Source organism: Rhodovulum tesquicola, from assembly GCF_024128855.1.
Taxonomy (GTDB): Bacteria; Pseudomonadota; Alphaproteobacteria; order Rhodobacterales; family Rhodobacteraceae; genus Rhodovulum; species Rhodovulum tesquicola.
Genome location: NZ_JAMYDV010000001.1, coordinates 1 through 22455 on the forward strand (window position 1 = coordinate 1; position 22455 = coordinate 22455).

General features: G+C 65.4%; 21 protein-coding genes and 1 tRNA gene. 8 read left to right on the plus strand and 14 right to left on the minus strand.

Going from position 1 to position 22455, the window contains the following annotated elements:
* Positions 1-287, plus strand: a 287-nt coding sequence (locus tag NHN26_RS00005) for a hypothetical protein (protein WP_253087489.1), incomplete at its 5' end; no start/stop codon positions are given.
* Between the two features lie 355 nt (positions 288-642).
* Here the strand turns inward: NHN26_RS00005 and NHN26_RS00010 are convergent.
* Positions 643-2196 carry an FMN-binding glutamate synthase family protein gene (locus NHN26_RS00010; RefSeq protein ID WP_253087490.1) on the minus strand — a complete coding sequence of 518 codons (1554 nt, stop codon included), beginning with the start codon at positions 2194-2196 and terminating at the stop codon, positions 643-645.
* A 119-nt stretch (positions 2197-2315) separates the two neighbouring features.
* Here NHN26_RS00010 and NHN26_RS00015 point away from each other — a divergent pair, with 119 nt between their 5' ends.
* Together NHN26_RS00015 and NHN26_RS00020 are read left to right on the plus strand one after the other, a co-directional pair.
* The gene (locus tag NHN26_RS00015; RefSeq protein ID WP_253087491.1) at positions 2316-2759 is read left to right on the plus strand and encodes a DUF302 domain-containing protein; all 444 of its coding nucleotides are present in this window, start codon (positions 2316-2318) and stop codon (positions 2757-2759) included.
* Between the two features lie 202 nt (positions 2760-2961).
* Complete coding sequence (locus NHN26_RS00020) at positions 2962-3447, plus strand: fasciclin domain-containing protein (protein ID WP_253087492.1); 486 nt, start codon at positions 2962-2964, stop codon at positions 3445-3447.
* A gap of 63 nt (positions 3448-3510) precedes the next feature.
* Here NHN26_RS00020 and clpB read toward each other — a convergent pair whose 3' ends face one another.
* Entirely contained in the window at positions 3511-6126 is a 2616-nt protein-coding gene (clpB, locus tag NHN26_RS00025) for an ATP-dependent chaperone ClpB (RefSeq protein ID WP_253087493.1), read from the minus strand.
* Positions 6127-6313: 187 nt separating this feature from the next.
* Between clpB and pyrF the strand changes: the two genes are divergently transcribed.
* Positions 6314-7003: an orotidine-5'-phosphate decarboxylase gene (gene pyrF, locus NHN26_RS00030; RefSeq protein WP_253087494.1), complete on the plus strand. Its 690-nt coding sequence runs from the start codon at positions 6314-6316 to the stop codon at positions 7001-7003.
* A 4-nt stretch (positions 7004-7007) separates the two neighbouring features.
* Here the strand turns inward: pyrF and NHN26_RS00035 are convergent, their stop codons facing one another.
* Both NHN26_RS00035 and NHN26_RS00040 read right to left on the minus strand, forming a co-directional pair.
* Positions 7008-7277: an NfeD family protein gene (locus NHN26_RS00035; RefSeq protein ID WP_253087495.1), complete on the minus strand. Its 270-nt coding sequence runs from the start codon at positions 7275-7277 to the stop codon at positions 7008-7010.
* Positions 7277-8164 (minus strand): SPFH domain-containing protein, encoded by an 888-nt coding sequence (locus NHN26_RS00040; protein WP_253087496.1) that lies wholly within the window; start codon positions 8162-8164, stop codon positions 7277-7279. Before NHN26_RS00040 ends, NHN26_RS00035 begins: the two co-directional genes overlap by 1 nt.
* A gap of 153 nt (positions 8165-8317) precedes the next feature.
* Between NHN26_RS00040 and NHN26_RS00045 the strand changes: the two genes are divergently transcribed.
* Entirely contained in the window at positions 8318-9571 is a 1254-nt protein-coding gene (locus NHN26_RS00045) for a DNA polymerase IV (RefSeq protein ID WP_253087497.1), read from the plus strand.
* Between the two features lie 9 nt (positions 9572-9580).
* On the opposite strand, the gene NHN26_RS00050 is transcribed toward NHN26_RS00045, so the two are convergent.
* Positions 9581-10462, minus strand: coding sequence for an N-formylglutamate amidohydrolase (locus NHN26_RS00050; protein WP_253087498.1), 882 nt, complete (start codon positions 10460-10462; stop codon positions 9581-9583).
* Between the two features lie 127 nt (positions 10463-10589).
* Between NHN26_RS00050 and NHN26_RS00055 the strand changes: the two genes are divergently transcribed.
* From NHN26_RS00055 to NHN26_RS00065, 3 genes are all read left to right on the plus strand, one after another.
* Positions 10590-10664: transfer RNA gene (locus NHN26_RS00055), tRNA-Val, on the plus strand.
* 74 nt (positions 10665-10738) lie between these two features.
* Positions 10739-10864 carry a type B 50S ribosomal protein L36 gene (gene ykgO / locus NHN26_RS00060; RefSeq protein WP_132693414.1) on the plus strand — a complete coding sequence of 42 codons (126 nt, stop codon included), beginning with the start codon at positions 10739-10741 and terminating at the stop codon, positions 10862-10864.
* Between the two features lie 157 nt (positions 10865-11021).
* Entirely contained in the window at positions 11022-12764 is a 1743-nt protein-coding gene (locus NHN26_RS00065) for a PHA/PHB synthase family protein (RefSeq protein WP_253087499.1), read from the plus strand.
* Positions 12765-12833: 69 nt separating this feature from the next.
* On the opposite strand, the gene NHN26_RS00070 is transcribed toward NHN26_RS00065, so the two are convergent.
* From NHN26_RS00070 to NHN26_RS00110, 9 genes are all read right to left on the minus strand, one after another.
* Positions 12834-14057 (minus strand): phenylacetate--CoA ligase family protein, encoded by a 1224-nt coding sequence (locus NHN26_RS00070; protein ID WP_253087500.1) that lies wholly within the window; start codon positions 14055-14057, stop codon positions 12834-12836.
* A gap of 61 nt (positions 14058-14118) precedes the next feature.
* A complete protein-coding gene (locus NHN26_RS00075; protein WP_253087501.1) occupies positions 14119-14943 on the minus strand; it encodes an ABC transporter ATP-binding protein in 825 nt (274 codons plus the stop codon).
* A 71-nt stretch (positions 14944-15014) separates the two neighbouring features.
* Positions 15015-16295 (minus strand): ABC transporter substrate-binding protein, encoded by a 1281-nt coding sequence (locus NHN26_RS00080; protein WP_253087502.1) that lies wholly within the window; start codon positions 16293-16295, stop codon positions 15015-15017.
* A gap of 70 nt (positions 16296-16365) precedes the next feature.
* Entirely contained in the window at positions 16366-17442 is a 1077-nt protein-coding gene (locus NHN26_RS00085; RefSeq protein ID WP_253087503.1) for a branched-chain amino acid ABC transporter permease, read from the minus strand.
* Position 17443: 1 nt separating this feature from the next.
* Positions 17444-17689 carry a hypothetical protein gene (locus tag NHN26_RS00090; RefSeq protein WP_253087504.1) on the minus strand — a complete coding sequence of 82 codons (246 nt, stop codon included), beginning with the start codon at positions 17687-17689 and terminating at the stop codon, positions 17444-17446.
* 2 nt (positions 17690-17691) lie between these two features.
* Positions 17692-18687 (minus strand): branched-chain amino acid ABC transporter permease, encoded by a 996-nt coding sequence (locus NHN26_RS00095; RefSeq protein WP_253087505.1) that lies wholly within the window; start codon positions 18685-18687, stop codon positions 17692-17694.
* A 39-nt stretch (positions 18688-18726) separates the two neighbouring features.
* On the minus strand, positions 18727-19542 hold the full coding sequence (locus tag NHN26_RS00100; RefSeq protein WP_435594163.1) for an ABC transporter ATP-binding protein: 816 nt from the start codon (positions 19540-19542) through the stop codon (positions 18727-18729).
* A gap of 2 nt (positions 19543-19544) precedes the next feature.
* Complete coding sequence (locus NHN26_RS00105; RefSeq protein WP_253087507.1) at positions 19545-21707, minus strand: AMP-binding protein; 2163 nt, start codon at positions 21705-21707, stop codon at positions 19545-19547.
* A gap of 417 nt (positions 21708-22124) precedes the next feature.
* Positions 22125-22448 (minus strand): DUF3775 domain-containing protein, encoded by a 324-nt coding sequence (locus NHN26_RS00110; protein WP_253087943.1) that lies wholly within the window; start codon positions 22446-22448, stop codon positions 22125-22127.
* Positions 22449-22455: the final 7 nt, after the last annotated feature.

Below are 22455 nucleotides of genomic sequence, written 5' to 3' on the forward strand. Positions count from 1 at the left end.
AAAAACCAAACGGTGCGCCATCCCTAAACAGCGCCACCCGCCAGCAATCATCCCCGATTGTCAAAACCCAGACCAGTCTCACAACCCGTCCAGACCACCAACGCCACCTCAGCGCCGCCGGTGAGGGGGTATTTACGGATCGGCGTCGGGGGCCGCAAGAGGTTTTTCGGGGGATCGTCACATTTTTTTCGTGTTGCCTGTTTCTTTCACAAAATCTTGGGGTTAGTGCCGCCGACAACACTACTTTCAACGTCGACGGCTTGCGCGAAGGATCAGTCCCGGCCTGAAAAAAGGCGTCGGCAACGGTTATCCACGGACTTGTCCCCAGAATCCGTGCGGCATGCGCGGCAGGAAGCGCCCCTTGCACGGGGTCGTCCTCACAACAGGTTCCGGCAACGCCCGATCAGCCGCATCGTCGCAAACACCCGGACACGAGCGTGACAGACCAGCATTCCCGGTGATCGGTGGTGCCGGTTCGGTCATAGCCCCGCGTGTCGTCGCCCATGCCGACATTGCGGTGGCGGCCCAGTCCCCCGCCCAGCCCTCGCTCCACGCAACGGCCTGGCCGCGCGCATGGCGCATTGCCACGAGGGCACATCCTTCACCGTCAGCAGCGCGCAGGAACGATCGGGACCTTAGCATTCAGGGTTCGACGAACCGCTTGAGGGCCGCTTCGAACTGCGCGTTTCCACCGGTCATGGCACGGCCCTGCGAATCGAGTTTAACCGATGGGTGCAACTCGTTCACCTGCACCGAACTGCCGTCGTCCAGCACGACCCGGACGTGCCGACGGCGCATCTCGCGGGGTTCGGCGACGCCCACCGAATGGGCGATGGTTTCAACCTCCCCGATCACCGATTTCGCGTAGGCGGCAACACGCTTTTCCTTTTCCTCGACCACCAGCCCCTTCTGCAGCTGCGGTTGGTGGGTCGTGATGCCCGTGGGGCAGGTGTTGCGATTGCATTTCAGCGCCTGAATGCAGCCCAGACTGAACATGAAACCGCGCGCGGAGGTGACGAAATCGGCGCCCAGGCAGATCGCCCAGGCCACATCGCCGGGCGCGACCAGTTTGCCGCTGGCGATGATGCGGATGCGATCGCGCAGACCCGCGAGGTCGCGCAGGTCGACCATCCGGATCAGCGCCTCGCGCAAGGGCAACCCGACGAGATCGATCAAGGGCATCGGCGCCGCCCCGGTCCCGCCCTCGCCGCCATCAATGGCGATGAAGTCGGGGGCGCTCTCCTCGCCCCGTTTCCGGATCTCCCGAAACAGGTCGAACCAGGGATCGGCCGAGCCGATGCAACTCTTGATGCCGACCGGCTTGCCGGTCACCTCGCGGATACGGGCGATCAGGTCCAGAAGATCGGCGAAATCGTCCACCTCGCGGTGCCGGTTGGGCGAGATCGCATCCAGTCCCATCGGGACGCCGCGGATGCGGGCGACTTCCTCGTCGATCTTGGCGGCGGGCAGGATGCCCCCCTTGCCGGGCTTGGCACCTTGGCTCAGCTTGATCTCGAACATCTTGACTTCGGGATGCCTTGCCACCTCGCGCAGCTTGTCGTCGCTCAGGTTTCCCGCAGCATCACGCACACCAAATTTCGCCGTGCCGATCTGAAAGACGATGTCACAGCCGCCCTCACGGTGATAGGGCGCCAGGCCGCCCTCGCCGGTGTTCAGCCAAATGCCCGCACGTCTTGCGCCCCGCGACAGCGCCCGCACCGCAGGCTTCGAGATCGCGCCGTAAGACATACCCGAGATGTTGAAGATCGATGGCGCCATGTACGGCTCACGGCAATACGGCCCGACAACCATCGGCTCGGTCGAGGCGTACTGATCGTCAAGCGGGGGAAAGACGGCATTCATGAAGATCGGCGTGCCCGGGATGTTCAGATTGCGGGTAGAGCCGAAGGCCACCGTATTCCCCTTGGCCTCGGCAGCATTGTAGACCCAGTTGCGCTGCGCTCGGTTGAACGGCATCTCCTCGCGATCCATCGCAAAGAAATACTGCCGGAAGAACTCGCCCAAGGTCGTGAAAAGACCACGGAACCGACCGATCACCGGGTAGTTGCGCCGGATCGCGTCGCCGGTCTGGGCGCGATCGATGGCGAACAGAAGCAGGACAACCAGGAACAGCGCGCCAAGGAACAGCGCGAACGCCCCCGCCATGACCTGCAAAGCGTAATAGGCCCACCCCATGGCGCCGACTCCCTGCCTGCCCTGGTTGACCTCAATCAAGGAGGCCGCATTCACCCTCGCTAGAGTGGCCGCGCGGGGGGCATCTTACAAGCCCGTGCCGAAATCACAGGGAGGAGATCATGAAAACACTTTTCGCCGCCGCCGCGTTGGCGATGGCCGCCACTTCGGCCGGGGCAGAGGGGATCGTCACCTACACCGTGGACCAGAGCTTTGACGACGTGGTGTTCGGGCTGGAGAATGCCGTGATCGGCCAGGGCCTCGTCATCGACAGCGTCAGCCATACCGGCGACATGCTGGAGCGGACGAAGGCCGATGTCGGCTCGGACGTCACGATCTTTCTCAAGGCGGATATCTTCAGCTTCTGCTCGGCCGCGCTGTCGCGCAAGGTGATGGAGGCCGATCCGATGAACGTGCAATTCTGCCCCTACGGCATCTTCGTGCTGCAGATGCCTGACAGCCCCGACCAGACCACGATCGGCTTTCGCCAGTTCCCCGAAGGTCCGATGAAAGAGGTCGAGGCGCTCTTGGACGGGCTGGCACGCGAGGCCGCGGGGATCAACTGAACGTCGAGGCGAATTCACGGATTTTCAAACGAAATCAACGCATCTTGATGTGACTTCGTGCCGGTGCCCGGCTTAGGGCGCCGTGCCACGGTGTCAAACAGGATCGGCGGGAATCCCCGCTCATCCAGCCGCATCTTCCTTGCGTATCCCGCACCGACCCGATCAACGGGGTCGCCTGAAAAACAAGGAAGGGAACCATCTCATGCTTCGCAGAACCTTCATGGCGGTGACCGCTGCCACGATGCTGTCCACGCCCGTCCTCGCGGATGACCACATGGCCAAGGACATCGTGGCCATCGCATCCGGGTCCGATCAGTTCACCACCCTCGTGGCGGCCGTGAGCGCCGCGGGCCTTGTCGAAACGCTGCAGGGCGAGGGTCCGTTCACCGTCTTCGCCCCGACCGACGATGCCTTTGCCGCATTGCCCGAGGGCACGGTCGCATCGCTGCTCGAGCCCGAGAACCGTGACCAGCTTGTAGCGATCTTGACCTATCATGTGGTGCCGGGCAAGGTGATGTCGGGCGATCTGAGCGACGGGATGACCGCGACCACGGTGCAGGGGTCTGACGTGACCATCGGCACAGAGGGCGGCGTCACGGTGAACGGTGCGAATGTCACCGCCGCCGATATCGAGGCCAGCAACGGCGTGATCCATGTGATCGACGCCGTGATCCTGCCCGAGGGCTGATGCAAGCGGAACGCCCCGCAGGTGGTGAACCTGCGGGGCGTGTCCCCTGGACGGGGCGTGGGCTCAGTGCAGAACCGCGTCCTCGGGCTTGGGCCGGTGCGAGCCAACCACCCGATCGCCGATGATCAGGCCATCGGCCCCCGCGGCGACATGCAGGTCTTCGCCGTCCCGCACCTCGCCGGCCAAGATCATCTCGGCCAGCCGGTCCTGAAGGCTGCGCTGGATCACCCGTTTCAGCGGCCGCGCGCCATAGACCGGGTCATAACCGGCATCCGCCAGCCACTTCTCGGCATCCGCATCGAGGTCGAGGGCGATGTTCCGCGCTGCCAGCCGCGTTTGCAGACGCCGCAACTGGATCTCGACGATGCCGGTCATGTCGGCCCGCGTCAGGCGGTCGAAAACCACCATCTCGTCCAGTCGGTTCAGGAATTCGGGGCGGAAATGCATCCGCACCGCCTCCATCACCTCGGCCCTAGCCGCGCTGGCATCCGCATCCTCGGGCAACTGGCTCAGCGCCTGTGACCCGAGATTCGAGGTCAGCACGATCAGCGTCTGCTTGAAATCGACCGTGCGGCCCTGCCCGTCGGTCAGCACCCCGTCATCCAGCACCTGCAACAACACGTTGAAGACCTCCGGGTGCGCCTTCTCGACCTCGTCGAACAGAACCACCTGATAGGGGCGACGCCGCACCGCCTCGGTCAAAACGCCGCCCTCGTCATAGCCGACATAGCCCGGCGGGGCGCCGATCAGGCGGCTGACCGCGTGCTTCTCCATGAACTCGGACATGTCGATGCGCACCATCGCCTGATCGTCGTCGAACAGATACTCGGCGACCGCCTTGGTCAGTTCCGTCTTGCCGACGCCCGTGGGGCCAAGGAACAGGAAGCTGCCCAGCGGCCGGTTCTCGTCGTTCAGCCCGGCGCGGGCGCGGCGCACGGCATTCGCCACCGCGGTCAATGCCTGGCGCTGGCCGATCACGCGCTTGCCCAGTTCCTCTTCCATCCGCAACAGCTTCTCGCGCTCGCCCTCCAGCATCTTCGAGGTCGGGATGCCGGTCCAGCGTTCCACGACCTGCGCGATCTGTTCGGGGCCGACGGCCTCCTCGACCAGAACGTCGTCCTCCTTGGCCTCGGCATCGGCAAGCTGGCGCTCAAGCTGCGGGATCACGCCATAGGACAGTTCCCCGGCACGCGCGAGGTTCCCTTCGCGCTTGGCGTGGTCCAGTTCCGCCCGCGCCCGGTCAAGCTGTTCCTTCAGATCGCGCGCACTTTCCAGCTTGTCGCGTTCGGCCTGCCATTTCGCGGTCATCTCGGCCGATTTCTGGGTGAGGTCGGACAATTCCTTTTCGAGCTTCGCCAACCGCTCCTTCGAGGCCGCGTCATCCTCCTTTTTCAGCGCCTCGGCCTCGATCTGCTTTTGCAGGATGTCGCGGTCGAGCGCGTCCAGTTCCTCGGGCTTCGAATCCACCTCCATCCGCAGGCGGCTGGCGGCCTCGTCCATCAGGTCGATGGCCTTGTCGGGAAGGAACCGGTCGGTGATGTAGCGATGGCTGAGCGTCGCCGCCGCCACCAGCGCCGAGTCGGAAATCCGCACGCCATGGTGCAGTTCATATTTCTCCTTGATGCCGCGCAGGATCGACACCGTGTCCTCGACGGTCGGTTCCTCGACGAACACGGGCTGGAACCGGCGGGCGAGTGCGGCATCCTTTTCCACATGCTTGCGGTATTCATCCAGCGTCGTGGCGCCGATACAGTGCAGCTCGCCCCGGGCCAGTGCGGGCTTGATCAGGTTGGCGGCATCCATCGCGCCTTCGGATTTGCCCGCGCCGACCAGCGTGTGCATCTCGTCGATGAACAGGATGATCTCTCCGGCGGCGGCGGTGATCTCGTTCAGGATCGCCTTCAGCCGTTCCTCGAACTCGCCGCGATATTTCGCCCCCGCGATCAGCGCGCCCATGTCCAGCGCCATCAGCCGCTTGTTCTTGAGGCTTTCGGGCACGTCGCCATTCACGATCCGCAGCGCCAGCCCCTCGGCGATGGCGGTCTTGCCGACGCCGGGTTCACCGATCAGCACGGGATTGTTCTTGGTCCGGCGGCTGAGCACCTGCATGGCGCGGCGGATTTCCTCGTCGCGGCCGATGATCGGGTCGATCTTGCCCTGTTCGGCCATCTCGGTCAGGTCGCGGGCGTATTTCTTGAGCGCCTCGTAACCTTCCTCGGCGCTGGCCGTGTCGGCGGTGCGGCCCTTGCGGATGTCGTTGATCGCGGTGTTCAGGTTCTGCGCCGTGACCGCACCGGCATCCAGCGCGTCCTTGGCCTTGGACGACACCATGGCCAGCGCCATCAGGATGCGCTCGACCGGCACGAAACTGTCGCCCGCCTTTTTCGCCAGCTTTTCGGCCTCGTCCAGCACGCGGCCGGTGGTCTGGTCCAGATAGGTCTGGCCCGCATCGCCCGAGACCTTGGGCATCTTTGCCAGCGCGGCATCGACCGCCTCGACCACGCGCCCGGGCGCGCCTCCCGACCGGCGGATCAGGTTGGAGGCCATCCCCTCGGGATCATCCAGCAGCGCCTTGAGCAGATGTTCGGGGGCAAGCCGCTGGTGGCTTTCGCGCATCGCGATGGTCTGGGCGGCTTGCAGGAATCCACGCGACCGCTCCGTGAACTTTTCCAGGTTCATCGGTTCTCTCCTTTGCCAAAGCGCCCGTCGCTCGCGGTGCCTGACCTGCAGCACACCCTTCGTCGCGGGCCTCGACCGCAGATGTGGGAGATGGCCCAACCCGTTGCAAGGGCGCCACAGCGCATTGCCGCGCTGGACCTGTCGCGGCCTGCGGCCTAGGAAGGCGCGACCCGATGGAGGATCCGACATGCCCGATGACCGCCTGATCGTTGCCCTCGATGTGCCCGACGCCCATTCGGGGCTGGAGCTTGCCAACCGGATCGGCGACGCGGCCGGTTTCTACAAGATCGGGCTGGGGATGCTAACGGGTGGCGGGCTGGCGCTTGCGCGGGAACTCAAGGACGAGCATGGCAAGCGCATCTTCCTTGACATGAAGCTGTTCGACATCGGCGCGACCATCGAGGCGGCGGTGCGCGGGCTTGCGCGCTTCGATCTGGATTTCCTGACCGTGCATGGCGACCCCCATGTGGTGCGCGCCGCGCGCGAGGGGGCGGGCGGGTCCGGCATGAAGATCCTTGCGGTCACGATCCTGACCTCGCTCGACCGCGCCGATCTGGATGCGGGCCTGATCCGGCCGGGCGATCTGCCCGAGATCGTGGCCGAGCGCGCCGCGCGGGCCTTCGAGGCGGGGGCGGATGGCGTCATCGCCAGCCCGCAGGAGGCCGCGATGATCCGCGCGCTGCCCGGTGCGGCGGGGCGGCTGATCGTGACGCCGGGGGTCCGGCCCGCGGGCGCCGATCTGGGCGATCAGAAGCGGGTGGCGACCCCGGCCCGCGCAATTGCCGATGGCGCGGACCATATCGTGGTCGGCCGCCCGATCTGGCAGGCCGCCGATCCGCGTGCCGCCGCGCTGGCGGTTCAGGCAGAGCTGGCCTGAACGCTCAGTCCTCGTTGATGTCGCGATCCCAGAGCTTGACCTGGCCCTTGCGCACGCCCAGCACGGCCCGCAACCCCAGCCATGCGACCAGCGAGACAAGCGCGAAGATCAGCACCAGCCAGGGCAGGCCCGCCGCAAGCCCCAGCCACAGGCCAAGCCCCACCGCCGCCGCCCCGATGGCAAAGCCGATGAAGACATAGCTCGGGACCAGCACTTCGAGGATCGCAAGCACCACCGCGGCCGAAAGCCAGACCCACCAGGTCGTCGCCAGCATCAGCCCCGCCCCTTGAGCATCTTGAACGCATCGGCAAAGGCATCCATCGCCTGCGCGGGCAGGATGATCGTCTGCTTGCCCGGCCCCTGCCCCACGGCGGTCAACGCCTCGACCTGTTTCAGCGCCACCTGATATTGCGCCGCCTCGATCCCGTTCTCGGCCAGCGCCTGGGCCACGATCTGGGTAGCGTAAGCCTCTGCCTCGGCGGTGATGCGGCGGGCCTTGGCTTCCTGCTCGGCGGCGTAAAGCTCGGCATCCGCCGCCAGTTCCACCGCCCGCTTGCGGCCCTCGGCCTCGGTCACGGCGGCGCGGCGGGCGCGTTCGGCGTTCAATTGCTGGAGCATCGCCTCGCGCGTCGCCGTGTCGAGATTGACGTCCAGGATCTCGGCCCGCGTCACCTCGATCCCCCAATCATCCACCGCATCGGCCACGCTGGCCTTGATCGTCGCGATCAGTTGCGCGCGGTTCGACTGCACCTCGTCAAGCTCCATCTTGCCGATCTCGGCCCGGACGATGCCGGTCACCGTGGTCGCGATGGCGGCATCCACGTCGCGGATCCGGTAGACGGTCTTTTCCGGCTCGATGATGCGGTAGAACACGCTGGTTTCCACCTGAACCAGCACGTTGTCTGCGGTGATCGCATCCTGGCTGGCATTGGGCAACTGGCGCTCCAGGATCGAAATCCTGTGCGCCACCTTGTCCAGGAAGGGCACGATGAAGTTGATCCCAGGCCCCAGCACTGCGCGCAAGCGGCCGAAACGCTCGATCACATGCTTTTCGGATTGCGGCACGATCCGCACCCCCAGCACGATGCAAAGGATGACAAAGGCTGCGAAAAGCAGAACGACGAGATTGCCGCCGATCAGCGCGTCAAGGGAATCGTCCATCATGGTCTGCCCGTCCTCGTATGTTTTCCATGTCAGTATGCGCCGCGCGGGCACGGCGCGGAAGCCCTTGCCCCCGGCCCTCGGCCGCGCGCATCATGGCAGGCAAACATGCCGGAAATATGCAACACCCGTGTCACCGACGGGACCGCAGTGATGCCCGCCCTCTGCCGCGACTGCCTGACCACCTTCGAGACCGGCACCCGCTGTCCGGCCTGCGGACGGCCGCGCGTGATCGCGCATCCCGAGCTGTTCGAGCTGTCGATCGCGCATATGGATTGCGATGCCTTCTACGCGGCCGTCGAGAAACGCGACAACCCCGCGCTGCGCGACAGGCCGGTGATCGTCGGCGGCGGGCGGCGCGGCGTGGTGTCCACGGCCTGCTACCTTGCCCGCATCCGCGGCGTGCGGTCCGCCATGCCGATGTTCAAGGCGCTGCAGCTTTGCCCGGACGCGGCGGTGGTCAAACCCCGCGGCGCGGCCTATGCCGAGGCATCGCGGGCCATCCGCGCGATGATGGAGGAACTGACCCCCGCGGTCGAGCCGCTGTCGCTTGACGAGGCGTTTCTGGATCTCTCGGGCACGGAACGGCTGCACGGCGCACCACCCGCACTCCTGCTGGCGCGGCTGGTCAGGCGGATGGAGGACGAGCTGGGCCTGTCGGGCTCGATCGGGCTGTCGCACAACAAGTTCCTTGCCAAGCTGGCCTCCGACCTCGACAAGCCGCGCGGCTTTGCGGTGATCGGCCGGACCGAAACGCTTGATTTCCTTGCGGAACGGCCCGTGGGGCTGATCTGGGGCGTGGGTGCGGCGGGGCGCGCCGCGCTGGAGCAGGCGGGCGTGCGCAGTTTCGCCGATCTTCGGCGCTGGGAGCGGCGCGACCTTGCCGCGCGCTTCGGGTCGATGGGCGACCGGCTCTGGCATCTGGCGCGCGGGCAGGATCATCGCCGCGTCTCGCCCAACGCGCCGGTGAAAAGCATCTCGAACGAGACGACCTTTGCCGAGGACATCGCGGATCCGGATCTGCTGGACGGCCATATCTGGCGCCTTGCCGAAAAGGTCGCCGACCGCGCCAAGGCCAGGGGAAGGGCGGGCCGCGTCGTGGCGCTGAAGCTGAAACGCGCCGATCACCGCCTGCTGACCCGCCGCCACGCGCTGCCCGAGCCGACGCAGATCGCCGACCGCATCTATCGCGAGGCGCGCGCGCTTTTCGACCACGCCGGAACGCAAGGACCGTTCCGGCTGATCGGTGTCGGCCTGTCCGAAATCGTTGCAGCCAAGGGGGCGGATCTGTCGGGCGATCTGTTCGATCCGCAGGCGGCGGAACGGGCCAGGGCGGAACGGGCGAGCGACGCGATCCGCGCGCGATTCGGTGCGCAGGCGATCCTCAAGGGCCGGGCGCTGCGCTAGCGGCGCGCCTCACTCGGCCGCCAGCGGCACCTCGCCGGCCCGGCCGATCTCGGTCAGATCGGCAATGACCGAGACCATCAGGCGACGGAAATCCTCGAATTCGCCATTCGGCCGCACCTCTGCCTCGTCCATGTAGAGCGAGCGGTCGATCTCGACCTGCACCGCATGCATGCGCCGAGCGGGACGGCCATAGCGCTGGGTGATAAAGGCCCCGGCAAAGGGCGCGTTCCGCCCCACCCGCAGGCCGGCCGCGGCAAAGGCCGCCTCGACCCGCTCGACCACATCGGGAGAGGCCGAGGCCCCGAAGCGGTCCCCGAGCACAACATCCGGGCGCCTCTTTCCCGCGGGCGAGATGCTGTCGATCGCCTCGCGCGGCATCGAGTGGCAGTCGATCAGGATAGACTCGCCGAATCGCACCTGCGCCGCATCCAGCAATGCCTGAAGCCGATCATGATAGGGTCGCCAGAAGGTCGCGATCCTGGTCTCGGCCTCCTCAAGGCTGATCTTGCCGCGATAGATCGCGCGACCGTTGGCCACGACGCGCGGGATCACCCCCAGCCCCGAACTGATCCGCGGGTTATGCGCGGCCAGGCGGGCGCCCTCGACCACGGCGGGGTCAAGTTCCTCGGCCGCGCGGTTCAGATCGACATAGGCGCGCGGCGCATCGGCCGCGATCAGCGGAGCGCCATGGACCGGTGCGTCGGCGAACAGCAGATCGACAAAGGCATCCTCGGAGGAGCGGATCTCCCGCTCGTCCAGCACCGTCTGGCGCAGGAACGTCCAGGGGTAGTCGCGCCCGCTATGGGGCGAGGAGAACACCACGCTCGTGGACAACCGATCGGGCTGGAACAACCTGTAGGCGCACAAATCACGCGTCCTCCTTCGGATCATTTATAGCGGCGATTCCGCGCGCACCGAAAGCCCTTGAACCGCGCTCCGACTCCTTTTATAGACCTGCGGACCAACGCGGACCCGCCCGCGTCCGGTTCGTTTTGGGCGTGCGGGATCGGGACGGAAGGGGCGGTTAGCTCAGCGGTAGAGCACTACGTTGACATCGTAGGGGCCACTGGTTCGATCCCAGTACCGCCCACCATCGAATTCGCTGCCTCCGGGCAGGTAACGCAACCACAAGGCGCACCGACGCGCCGCGACATGAGGAGAGAGCCGATGAAGGTTCGCAACTCGCTCCGCTCGCTGAAAGAGCGTCACCGCGATTGCCGCGTTGTGCGCCGCAAGGGCCGGGTTTATGTGATCAACAAGACCCAGCGCCGCTACAAGGCGCGCCAGGGCTGACCGGCGAGAGACAGCAAGACCACGAAAACCGCCCCGGCCATGGCCGGGGCGGTTTTCTTCATGCGTCACATTTACCCCGGTCGCCCCGGCTGCTATCTCAAAACTGTCATGACGGTCTGGGACACCTGACCGGTAAAGGCAAAGGCGGAGGCAGGCGATGAAGGCACCGAACGGGCATGGCGAACGTCATCACCCCTATGACACGCTTGACCGGGCAAGCCGGGCGCTGTCGGCGCGGCTGACGGGCGGCACCTCTCCGACGGCGGCCCTGACGGCCTGGGCAGACTGGGCCAGCCATCTCGCGCGGGCGCCGGGGCGGCAGCTGGAACTGGCCGAGCACGGGGTCCGGGCCGCGACGAAACTCGCCGTTCACGCCGCGGGCCTCAGCCCGAACGCTCCGCCGTTCGCGCCCAGACCGGGCGATCGCCGTTTCGAGCACCCGGCCTGGGGACTTGCGCCCTTCAACCTCTGGAAACAGGGCTTTCTGGCCTGGCAGGACTGGTGGGACCACGCCACCGAACCGGCACGGGGCACGACACGGCACAACGCCGAGCGCATGGCTTTCATGGCGCGGCAGACCCTGGACCTGTTTTCGCCCTCGAACGGGGTTCTGACCAATCCCGAGATCCTGCAAAAGACCCTCGAAAGCGGCGGAACGAACCTGGCGCTTGGCGCGGCGCGCCTTGCCGGGGATGCCGCTGCGTTGGTGACGGGAGAGACGCCGGTGCCCGACAGCGGCTACGAGGTGGGGCGCAACCTGGCCTGCACGCCGGGCGAGGTGGTCTTTCGCAACGACCTGTTCGAACTGATCCAGTACACGCCCCAGACCGCCACCGTGCATCCCGAGCCGGTGCTGATCGTGCCCGCCTGGATCATGAAATACTACATCCTCGACCTGTCGCCCGAGAATTCGCTGATCCGTTACCTCGTCGGCCAGGGCTTCACCGTCTTCGCGATTTCCTGGGTCAACCCGACCGCCGCGCATCGCAATGTCTCGCTCGACGATTACCGGCGCCTCGGAGTCATGGCCGCGCTCGAGGCGGTCGGGCGGATCGTGCCGCAGACCCGCGTCCATGCCTGCGGTTATTGCCTGGGCGGCACGATCCTTGCCATCGCCGCCGCGACCATGGCGCGCGAGGCGGATGACCGGTTGGCCTCGATCACGCTGCTGGCGGCGCAGACCGATTTCACCGAGCCCGGCGAGATCATGCTGTTCCTCGACGAAAGCCAGGTCGCCTATCTCGAGGACATGATGTGGGACCAGGGCTATCTGGACCAGGGCCAGATGGCGGGCGCCTTCCGCGCGCTAAGGTCCGAGGAACTGATCTGGTCGCATGCGGTGCGCCGCTACCTTCTGGGCGAGGACGAGCCGCAATTCGATATCTCGGTCTGGAACGCCGACGCGACGCGGATGCCCGCGCGGATGCATTCGGATTATCTGCGTGCCCTGTTCATGGAAAACCGCCTGACTGCGGGGCGGTTCGCTGTCGACGGCCGGGTGATCGCGCTCAAGGACATCGCTGCGCCGATGTTCGTCCTGGGCACCGAGAAGGACCATATCGCGCCCTGGCATTCGGTCTACAAGGCCACGCTGTTCACCGAGAACGAATTGACCTTCGCGCTGACCGGCGGCGGGCATAATGGCGGCATCCTGTCCGAACCCGGCCACAAGGGACGACATTACCGGATCGGACACCGCACCCGGGACAAGAGCTATATGGACCCCGACAGCTGGTTCAAGAACCATGCCTTGCAGGAGGGGTCGTGGTGGCCGGAATGGGTGGCGTGGCTGGCCGCCAGGAGCACGGCCGAACAGGTGCCGCCCCCCGCAATGGGCGCACCCGATGCGGGTCTGCCGCTGCTGGGTCCGGCGCCGGGAAGCTATGTGTTCCAGACATAGCCGGGGGTTTCACCCCCGGACCCCCGAGGATATTTCGGGCCAGAAGAAGGACAGGGCGCGGCGGCGGAATCACCCGTAGCTGCGCCGGTCGTCGATCACCTTGCCATCATTCGGCAGGCTGCCCGGGGCGACGAGTTCGACCTTGCCCCTGAGCTTGAGCACCGCCGCGACGCTGGCCTCGTAGGGGGCGGGGTCGGTCGCCGGGGTTTCGATCTGCACGGTCATCGTGTCCATCTCGCCCTCGCGCCCGGCGATCACGCGGGCGCGCGCAATCTCGGGGTGGCGGGCCACAAGGTCGGCAACCTGTTCGGGACGGACGAACATGCCCTTGATCTTGGTGGTCTGGTCCGCGCGCCCCATCCAACCCTTGATGCGCATGTTGGTGCGCCCGCAGGGCGAGACGCCCGGCAGCACGGCCGAAAGATCGCCGGTGGCAAAGCGGATCAGCGCGTAATCGGGGTTGAGCGAGGTCACGACGACCTCGCCCACCTCGCCATCGGGAACCGGATCGCCGGTGCCGGGGCGGACGATTTCCACGATCACACCCTCGTCGACGATCATGCCCTCCATTGCGGGGCTTTCATAGGCGACATTGCCCAGATCGGCGGTGGCATAGCATTGCAGGCAGGTGATGCCCCGATCGGCATATTCCTTGCGCAGCGACGGGAACAGCGCGCCGCCCGAAACCGCAGCGCGGCGGATGCGCGAGAGGTTCAGCCCCATCTCGTCGGCCTTGTCGAGGATCACCTTGAGGTAATCCGGCGTGCCGGCATAGGCGGTCACGCCCACGTCATGGGCGGCGCGCGCCTGCAACTCGGTCTGGCCGGTACCGGCGGGCAGGACGGCGGCGCCGACCGCCCGGGCGCCGTTCTCGAACATCATTCCCGCGGGCGTCAGGTGATAGCCGAAGCAGTTCTGCACGATGTCGCCCTGGCCGATGCCGACCGCATGGACGAAGCGGCCCAGACGCCACCAGTTGGTGGACACGCAGCCCGGTTCATAGATCGGGCCGGGCGACTGGAAGATATGGTCGAAACCCGAGGCGGCCCACACCGTATAGCCGCCAAGGGGCGGATGCGCGGCCTGGGCACCGGTCAGCGCGGACTTGCGCAGGAGCGGCAGCGCGGCCAGTGCGGCGCGGTCGCGGATGCTGTCGGGGTCCACGTCGCCAAGCGTTGCGGCATAGCCGGGCAGGGTCCTGGCCGCGGCGACCTGCGCAGGCAGGCATTCGGCAAGCGAGGCGGCGCGGGCGTCCGCGGAGCGGGTTTCGAGATCGTCGAAATGGGCGGTCATGGCAGGTCCTTCGGGTCGCTGCAGATGGTCGGCGCGAGGCGGCGTTGGACCGGGGGCGAAGTCAACTCAGCCACCGCTTGCGCCGCCGGTAAGAGCGCACGTCGCGGAAGCTCTTGCGCCCCGTATCCGACATGCCGAGGTAGAATTCCTTGACGTCGGGATTCTCGCGCAGGTCGGCCGCGGGGCCGTCCATCACGATACGCCCCGATTCAAGGATATAGCCGTAATGGGCGTATCTTAGCGCGACATTGGTGTTCTGCTCGGCCAGAAGGAAGGTCACGCCCTCGTTCTCGTTCACCGATTTCACGATCTCGAAGATCTGTTCGACAAGCTGCGGGGCAAGCCCCATCGAGGGCTCGTCCAGGAGGATGGTTTCGGGGCGGGACATCAGCGCGCGGCCGATCGCCGTCATCTGCTGTTCGCCGCCCGAGGTATAGCCCGCCTGGGATTTCCGCCGCTCCTTGAGCCGGGGGAAATAGGTATAGACCATTTCGAGGTCGGCAGCGATGGCGGCCTTGCCGTCGGTGCGGGTGTAGGCGCCGGTCATCAGGTTTTCCTCGACCGTCAGGTGCTCGAAGCAATGGCGCCCTTCCATCACCTGGATCACGCCCTTCTTGACCAGATCGGAGGGGCTGAGATCCTGCACCCGTTCGCCGCGATAGAGGATCGAGCCCTTTGTCACCTCGCCCCGTTCCGAGCGCAGAAGGTTCGAGATCGCCTTGAGCGTCGTGGTCTTGCCCGCCCCGTTGCCCCCCAGAAGCGCGGTGATCCCGCCCTTGGGCACCGTGAGCGACACGCCCTTCAGGACGAGGATCACATGGTTGTAGATCACCTCGATATTGTTGACTTCGAGAAGTGTCTCTTGCGTGCGGCCTGCGTCGAGCATCCCCGGGCGGTCCTTGTCATTTGCCGATGGCCCGGCGCGGGCGACATGGCCCGCGCCGGGAAGGTGTCACGTCACTCGCAGCGCAGCGACAGGTTGTTCTCGCTGGCATAGGCCATCGAATCCTGTTCGACGAGCGGGGCGATCACGTCCTGATCGGGCGCGATGTAGTCGGTCAGCGCGATCCATCTGCCCTCGGCGGCGTTCCATTGCTGCACGATGCCCATGCCCGAACCCCCATGAGCTTCGCAGGAGACGCTGAATTCCGGCCCGATTCCGGGGGCGCCCAGCGCCTCCATCATCTCGCTGGTCATTTCTAGCGCCTCCATCCCGTCGCGCATCATCGCGGCGGTGATGTTGGCGGTGCCGTGGGTCTCCTGCGCCTTCTTCGCCGCCTCGACCGCCAGCATCGCGGCATACATGCCGCGGGTGTAGAGCACCTTGCCCACGTTCGAGCCGTCGCCCGCAGCCAGACCCTTGCCATGGACATGGGTGCGGATGTCCTCGAACACGGGGAAATCGGCGATCCGGTTCATGTTCAGCGACTTGTAGCCGTTGGCCGCCATGCCTGCCGGGGTCACGTCATGTTCGGCGCCCGCCCACCAGTTGCCGATGAAGTTCTCCATCGGGAAGCGGATATTGGCGGCTTCCTGCACGGCGACCTGGTTCATCACCCCCCAGCCCCACATCAGAACGACATCGGGCCGTTCGCGGCGGATCTGCAGCCATTGCGACTTCTGTTCCTGTCCGGGGCTGTCCACTGGAAGCAGCGACAGGCTGTAGCCATGCTTGGCGGCCAGCGCCTCAAGCGTCGGGATCGGCTCCTTGCCATAGGCGGAGTTGTGGTAGAGAAGCGCGATCTTCTTGCCCTCGAGGCTGCCGCCATTCTCGTCCAGCAGGTAGTTGATCGCCACGGAGGCGGCGTCCCAGTAGTTCGCAGGGTAATTGAACACCCATTCGAACACCCTGCCATTCGTCGCCGAGGTCCGGCCATAGCCCATCGTGTGCAGCGGGATCTTGTCGGCCGAGACCTTCGGGATCAGCTGGTAGGTAATGCCGGTCGAGAGCGGCTGGTAGATCAGGGCGCCTTCGCCCTTGGTCGCCTCGTAGCACTCCACGCCCTTTTCGGTGTTGTAGGCGGTTTCGCACTCGATCACGCGCGCCTTGACGCCCCCGATGCCGCCGTCACGCTCGTTCACCAGGGTGAAATAGTCCTGGTAGCCGTCCGAGAACGGGATGCCGCCCGCCGCGAAAGGCCCGGTGCGGTAGCTGAGATCGGGGAACACGAGATCGGCCAGAGCCGGGCTCGCGGCCAGCAGCGCGCCGATGGCGGCGGATGCCAGTTTCAGTTTCATGTCGTCTCCTCCCATTGGTTCAGTCCGTTGCCGGGTTGCCCCGGTCCTCGCGCGTTTCCCCGCCCCCGCGCTAATGCGGGAACGGCCATAGCCTGAGTTTTTCCTTTGCGATCCGCCAGAGCTGGGCGATCCCGTGCGGCTCGGCGATCAGGAACACGATGATCAGCGCGCCCACGATCATCAGTTCGATATGGGCGGCCAGATCCGTGGGCCAGCCCAGCGTGCCGACCAGCACGTTCTTGAGCAGGACCGGCAACAGCACCAGGAAGGCCGCACCCGCGAAGCTGCCGAAGATCGAGCCCAGTCCGCCGATGATGATCATGAACAGGATCAGGAACGATTTCTGGATGCCGAACGCTTCGCCGACCTCGACCGCGCCCAGATAGACCGCGAAGAACAGTGCACCCGCGATGCCGATATAGAAGGACGATACCGCGAATGCCGTCAGCTTGGCCTTGAGCGGGTTGACCCCGATGATCTCGGCGGCGATGTCCATGTCGCGGATCGCCATCCAGGAACGCCCGATCGAGCCCCGCGTCAGGTTCCGTGCCACCCAGGCAAGCACCACGACGAAGAGCAGGCAGACCAGGTATTTCGCCCAGGCCTCGGTATTGGGGCCGGTGACCGCGATGCCGAAGACGGTGCGTTCAGGGGCCGAGATCTGGCCCGAGGCCGAGTAGTTGTAGAACCACGGCACCTTGTTGAAGAGCCAGACAAGGAAGAACTGCGCGGCCAGCGTCGCCACCGCGAGGTAAAACCCCTTGATCCTGAGAGAGGGCAGACCGAACAGCACCCCCACCGCGGCCGTGATCCCGCCCGCCGCGATGATGTGCAGCACGATGTTCACGTCGGGAAAGGCGGTCATCAGCTTGTAGCAGGCATAGGCCCCGACCGCCATGAACCCGCCGGTGCCCAGGCTGACCTGACCGCAATAGCCGGTCAGGATGTTCAGCCCGATCGCCGCGATGGCATAGATCAGGAACGGCACCAGCAGCGCGTTGGCCCAGTAGCTGTCGATGAAGAAGGGCACGACCGCCAGCGCGACCACAAGCACGGCATAGTAGCGGTAGCGGTCGAACCTGATCGGAAAGGTCTGGCTGTCGTCCCGGTAGGACGTCTTGAAGTCGCCGGCCTCGCGATAGAACATGTCAGGCGATCTCCCTCGTGAACCGGCCACGGCGCGGTGCGTTCAGCGCCACCGGGCGCACGCCCTCGCGGCGCAAGCCGACGATGCGCACCCAGCACAGCATCCCCGTCAGGAAGCCGCCGAAGGCAAGCAGCGCATAGGTTGCGGGCATCCAGGCCGCGTCGTTCAGCGACCCCACGGCCAGGAACGAGAAGACGTAGAAGAACCCCCATCCGACGACGCAGGCAATGGCAAAGGACTTCTGCATGGTCAGACCCTTTCGATGATCTTCTCGCCGAACAGGCCCTGTGGCCTGAACACGAGGAAGACGAGGGCGAGGACATAGGCGAACCAGTTCTCGGTCGCGCCGCCGATCATCGAACCGATGGTGAACTCGAACAGCTTCTCGCCCACCCCGATGATCAGCCCGCCGACGATGGCGCCCGGGATGGAGGTGAAGCCGCCCAGCATCAGCACCGGCAGCGCCTTGAGCGCGATCAGCGACAGCGAGAACTGCACCCCCGACTTCGCGCCCCACATGATCCCCGCAACCAGCGCGACGATGCCCGCGATGGACCATACCAGAACCCAGATGAACCGCAGCGAGATGCCGACCGACAGCGCCGCCTGGTGGTCATCGGCGACCGCGCGCAATGCCCGCCCCTGCTTTGAATACTGCGAGAAGATCGTGAGCGTGATCACCAGAACCGCCGCGACCAGTGCGGCGACGATATCCAGCTTGTCGATGAAGAAGCCGTAGAAGCCGTCGCCCCCCAGCACGGCGGACGCCTCCTCGACCCATTCGCTGGCACCTTGGGGCAGACCCACATCCAGCGTCTTGACGTCGGCGCCCCACATCACGTCGCCCAGCCCCTCGAGGAAATAGGCCAGACCTATGGTTGCCATGAACAGGATGATCGGTTCCTGGTTGACCAGATGCTTGAGAATGAACCTCTCGATCGCGATGGCCAGCAGGATCATCACGACAATCGTCAGGGCGATCGCCAGGAAGGTGGGCATCGTCCAGCCGAAGTAATGCACCTTCGTGCCGAACGCCGCGTTGATCAGATGCGCAAAGGGTATCTGCCCCTTCTGCAGGCCCACCAGCGTCAGCGCCGCGAACAGCGCCAGCACCCCCTGGGCGTAGTTGAAGATGCCAGACGCCTTGAAGATCAGCACGAAGCCCAGCGCCACCAGCGCATAGAGCACACCGGCCATCAGGCCGTTGATCATCACCTCGACGGCATAGAGAAACTGATCCGGCATCAGCAGGGCTCCTTTCGGCAGGGCGCGAGGGTCAGGCGCTCAGTCATGGGACACCCCCAGATAAGCGTCGATCACTTCCTTGTTGTTGCGCACCTCGGTGGGCGGGCCATCGCCGATCTTCTTGCCGTAATCCATCACCACGACCCGATCGGACAGGTCCATGACCACGCCCATGTCATGCTCGATCAGCACGATGGTGGTGCCGAATTCGTCGTTCACGTCGAGGATGAAGCGGGACATGTCCTCCTTCTCCTCGACATTCATGCCAGCCATAGGTTCGTCCAGCAGCAGCAGCCGCGGTTCGGCCGCCAGCGCGCGGCCCAGTTCGACCCGCTTTTGCAGACCATAGGGCAGCCGTCCCACCGGCGTCTTGCGGATATGCTGGATCTCCAGGAAGTCGATGATCTTCTCGACCGCCGCGCGATGCTCGGTTTCCTCGCGCTCGGCCTTGCCCATCCAGAGCGCCTGCGAGAACAGGCCCGTCCGCATCCGCGTGATCCGGCCCGTCATGATGTTGTCGAGCGTCGACATCCCCGAGAACAGCGCGATATTCTGGAAAGTCCGCGCGATGCCCTGCTGCGCGACCTGGTAGGGGCGCATCTTTGGACGTGGCTTGCCCTCGAACCAGACCTCGCCCTCGGTGGGCGTGTAGAAGCCCGAGATGACGTTCAGCATCGACGACTTGCCCGCGCCGTTCGGGCCGATGATCGCGCGGATCTCGCCCTCGCGGATGTCGAAGCTGATATCCTTGATCGCCACCACGCCGCCGAAGCGCAGCGTGATGTTCTTCAGTTCCATCACCACGCCGCCGATGGTGCGGCCGTCCTCGGTGACATAGGGTTCCGCGCTGGCCATGGTCATGCCGCCACCTGCCCGGCCTGAGGTCGGCCGACCACCTTGGCATCGCGGATTTGCAGGGTCGCCTTGATGCTGCCCTTGCGGCCGTCTTCATAGGTCACTTCGGTCTCGGTGTAGATGCTGTCCGATCCGTCGTAGAGCGCGGTCACGAGGTCGTCGAACTTCTCGGCTATGATGTTGCGGCGCACCTTGCGGGTGCGGGTCAGTTCGCCGTCGTCGGCATCCAGTTCCTTGTGCAGGATCAGGAAGCGGTGGATCTGGCAGCCCGACAGCATCGGATCCTCGGCCACGGACCGGTTCAACTCCTCGACATGGGCCTGGATCGTGTCCAGCACGCGCGGGTGGCTGGCCAGTTCCTGGTAGCTGGCATAGGCGATGTTGTTGCGCTCGGCCCAGTTCCCGACTGCCGTGAGGTCGATATTGATGAAGGCCGTGCACATCTCGCGGCCAGCGCCAAAGACCACGGCCTCGAGGATGTCGGGATAGAATTTCAGCTTGTTCTCGACATATTTGGGCGCGAAGAGCCGCCCGTCGGCCATCTTGCCCACATCCTTGGCCCGGTCGATGATCCGCAGATGCCCGGTGCCCTCATCGAAGAATCCCGCGTCACCGGTTGCGACCCAGCCCTCGGGATCCTTGGTGGAGGCCGTGCTTTCGGCGTTCTTGTAGTATTCGACGAAGGTGCCCGGGCTGCGATAGAACACCTCGCCATTCTCGGCGATCTTTAGCTCGACGCCGGGCGATGGCACGCCCACCGTGTCCGAGCGCACCTCGCCATCGGGCTGCTGGGTGATGAAGACCGACGCCTCGGTCTGGCCGTAGAGCTGCTTGAGGTTGATCCCCAGAGAGCGGTAGAAATCGAAAATCTCGGGGCCGATCGCCTCGCCCGCGGTATAGGCCACCCGGATCCGCGACAGGCCAAGCGTGTTCTTGAGCGGCCCGTAGACCAGCACATCGCCCGTGCGATAGTTGAAATAATCCCGCAGCGGCTGGGGATAGAGGTTCAGAAGCGGCCCCCGCGCCTTGAAGTATTTCCGCGCCTCGATGGGGTGGCGCAGCCGCACGAAGAAGCCGCGCACCGCGTTCTCGACGATGGTCTCGACGGCGAAGCCGATCCCCATCGCATAGCGATAGGCCCAGCGCACCCGGCGGCGCAGCGTCGGCTTGGACTGCTTGTTGCGATAGCGCGGCATCCCGTAGGTCTCGCCGGTGGTCTTGGCGAACTCCATGAAATGCTTGAACATCGCATGTTTCAGATCGCCCGCATCCTCCATCCGGATCATGACATTGGTCAGCATCGTCTCGAAGATGCGCGGCGGCGCAAAGAAATAGGTCGGCCCGATCTCGCGCAGGTCGGTCATCATCGTCTCGGGGCTTTCGGGGCAGTTCACGCAGAAGCCCGCGACCATCGCCTGCCCGATGGAGAAGATGAAATCGCCCACCCAGGCCATCGGCAGATAGGCCAGAACTTCCTCGTCCTGGCCCAGATGGTCGAAGGCCACCGACGCCTTGGCGGTTTCGATGATGTTGCGGTTCGACAGCACCACGCCCTTGGGCTTGCCGGTCGTGCCCGAGGTATAGAGCATCACGCAGGTCGAATCCCACGTCAGCTCGGCGATCCGCGCCTCAAGCTCGGGCTCCAGCCGGACGCGGGCCGCGCGGCCCTCGGCCTCGATATCGGCGAGCCAGTTGAGCTGCGTGTGGTCGTATTTCCGCATGCCCCGCTTGTCGTTGTAGAGGACATGCTCGATATGGTGAATGCGGTCCTGGACCTCGATGACCTTGTCGACCTGTTCCTGATCGCCGCAGACCACGAAACGCGCGCCGCAATGGTCCAGCACATAGGCCATCTCTTCGGCCACGGCGTCCTGATAGAGCGGCACCGGGATCGCGCCGCACATCTGCGCGGCCACCATCGACCAGTAATGCGCGGGGCGGTTGCGGCCGATGATCGCCACATGCTCGCCCCGCTCGATGCCAAGCGCAAGCAGGCCCAGCGCGATGGCCCGGATTTCCTCATTCGCCTCTGCCCAGGTCCAGCATTGCCAGATGCCGAATTCCTTCTCGCGATAGGCGGGTTTGTCGCCATAAAGCCGCACGTTCCTGGCCAGCAAGGCCGGAACGGAACAGAGCTCGTCCACGGACGCGCCATGTGGTGCCAAAATGTCTCCTCCCTTTCGCCTTGGAAACAGGCAACCGCGCGGCGCGCGGGTTCCCGATCCCCCTCGGCGTGGTCATTTTTACGACCCTTGGGACGGCTGATTGCCGCCCGAATGTTCCAGCTTTCCCCGACCCTACTGGCCGCACCAGCCTCCTCCGCGCCAGGGACCCCCGAAGATTTGCGCAAGGGCCGATGCCGGTCAAGCAAAAGGTTAGATAATTGCGCGGGATACACCGGGCCGCGACAGTTTGCGCAAACCGACCCCATATGGCACCGCCCTGCGGAGGCCCCGGCGTGCAGCCGCCCAGGCCGCGGGGACCGGAACGAGGTGGCAACCTCCCGGGCCCATAGCGGTGTCATGTTCGGAAATGCCTTGGAGGGAAAGCTCGTCGACCGGCGCGGAGCCAGGACACACCGCTCAGCGGTCGAAGAAATCCTCTTCGAGATCGGTGGGGTTGATCCCAAGCGCGTCCAGACCGGCCTCGAGATAATCGGCGAACAGCGGCATGTTCACGAGATAATCCTCGGTCGGCGCGGTCGCCTCGGCCTTGGCGGTCTCGATCGCCTCTTCCAGATCCTCGGGGTCGAAGGTCTCGCGCCCGATCCAGGTCAGCGCGACAAGGCTGGCCTTTTCATCCTCGTTCATCGCGCGGATGAAGGCGCGCAACTCGGCCTCGGCCATGCGCTTTTCGCGGGCGTAGAAGATCACCTGCACCACCTTGCGCGGGCTGATCTCGAGCAGGTCGTTG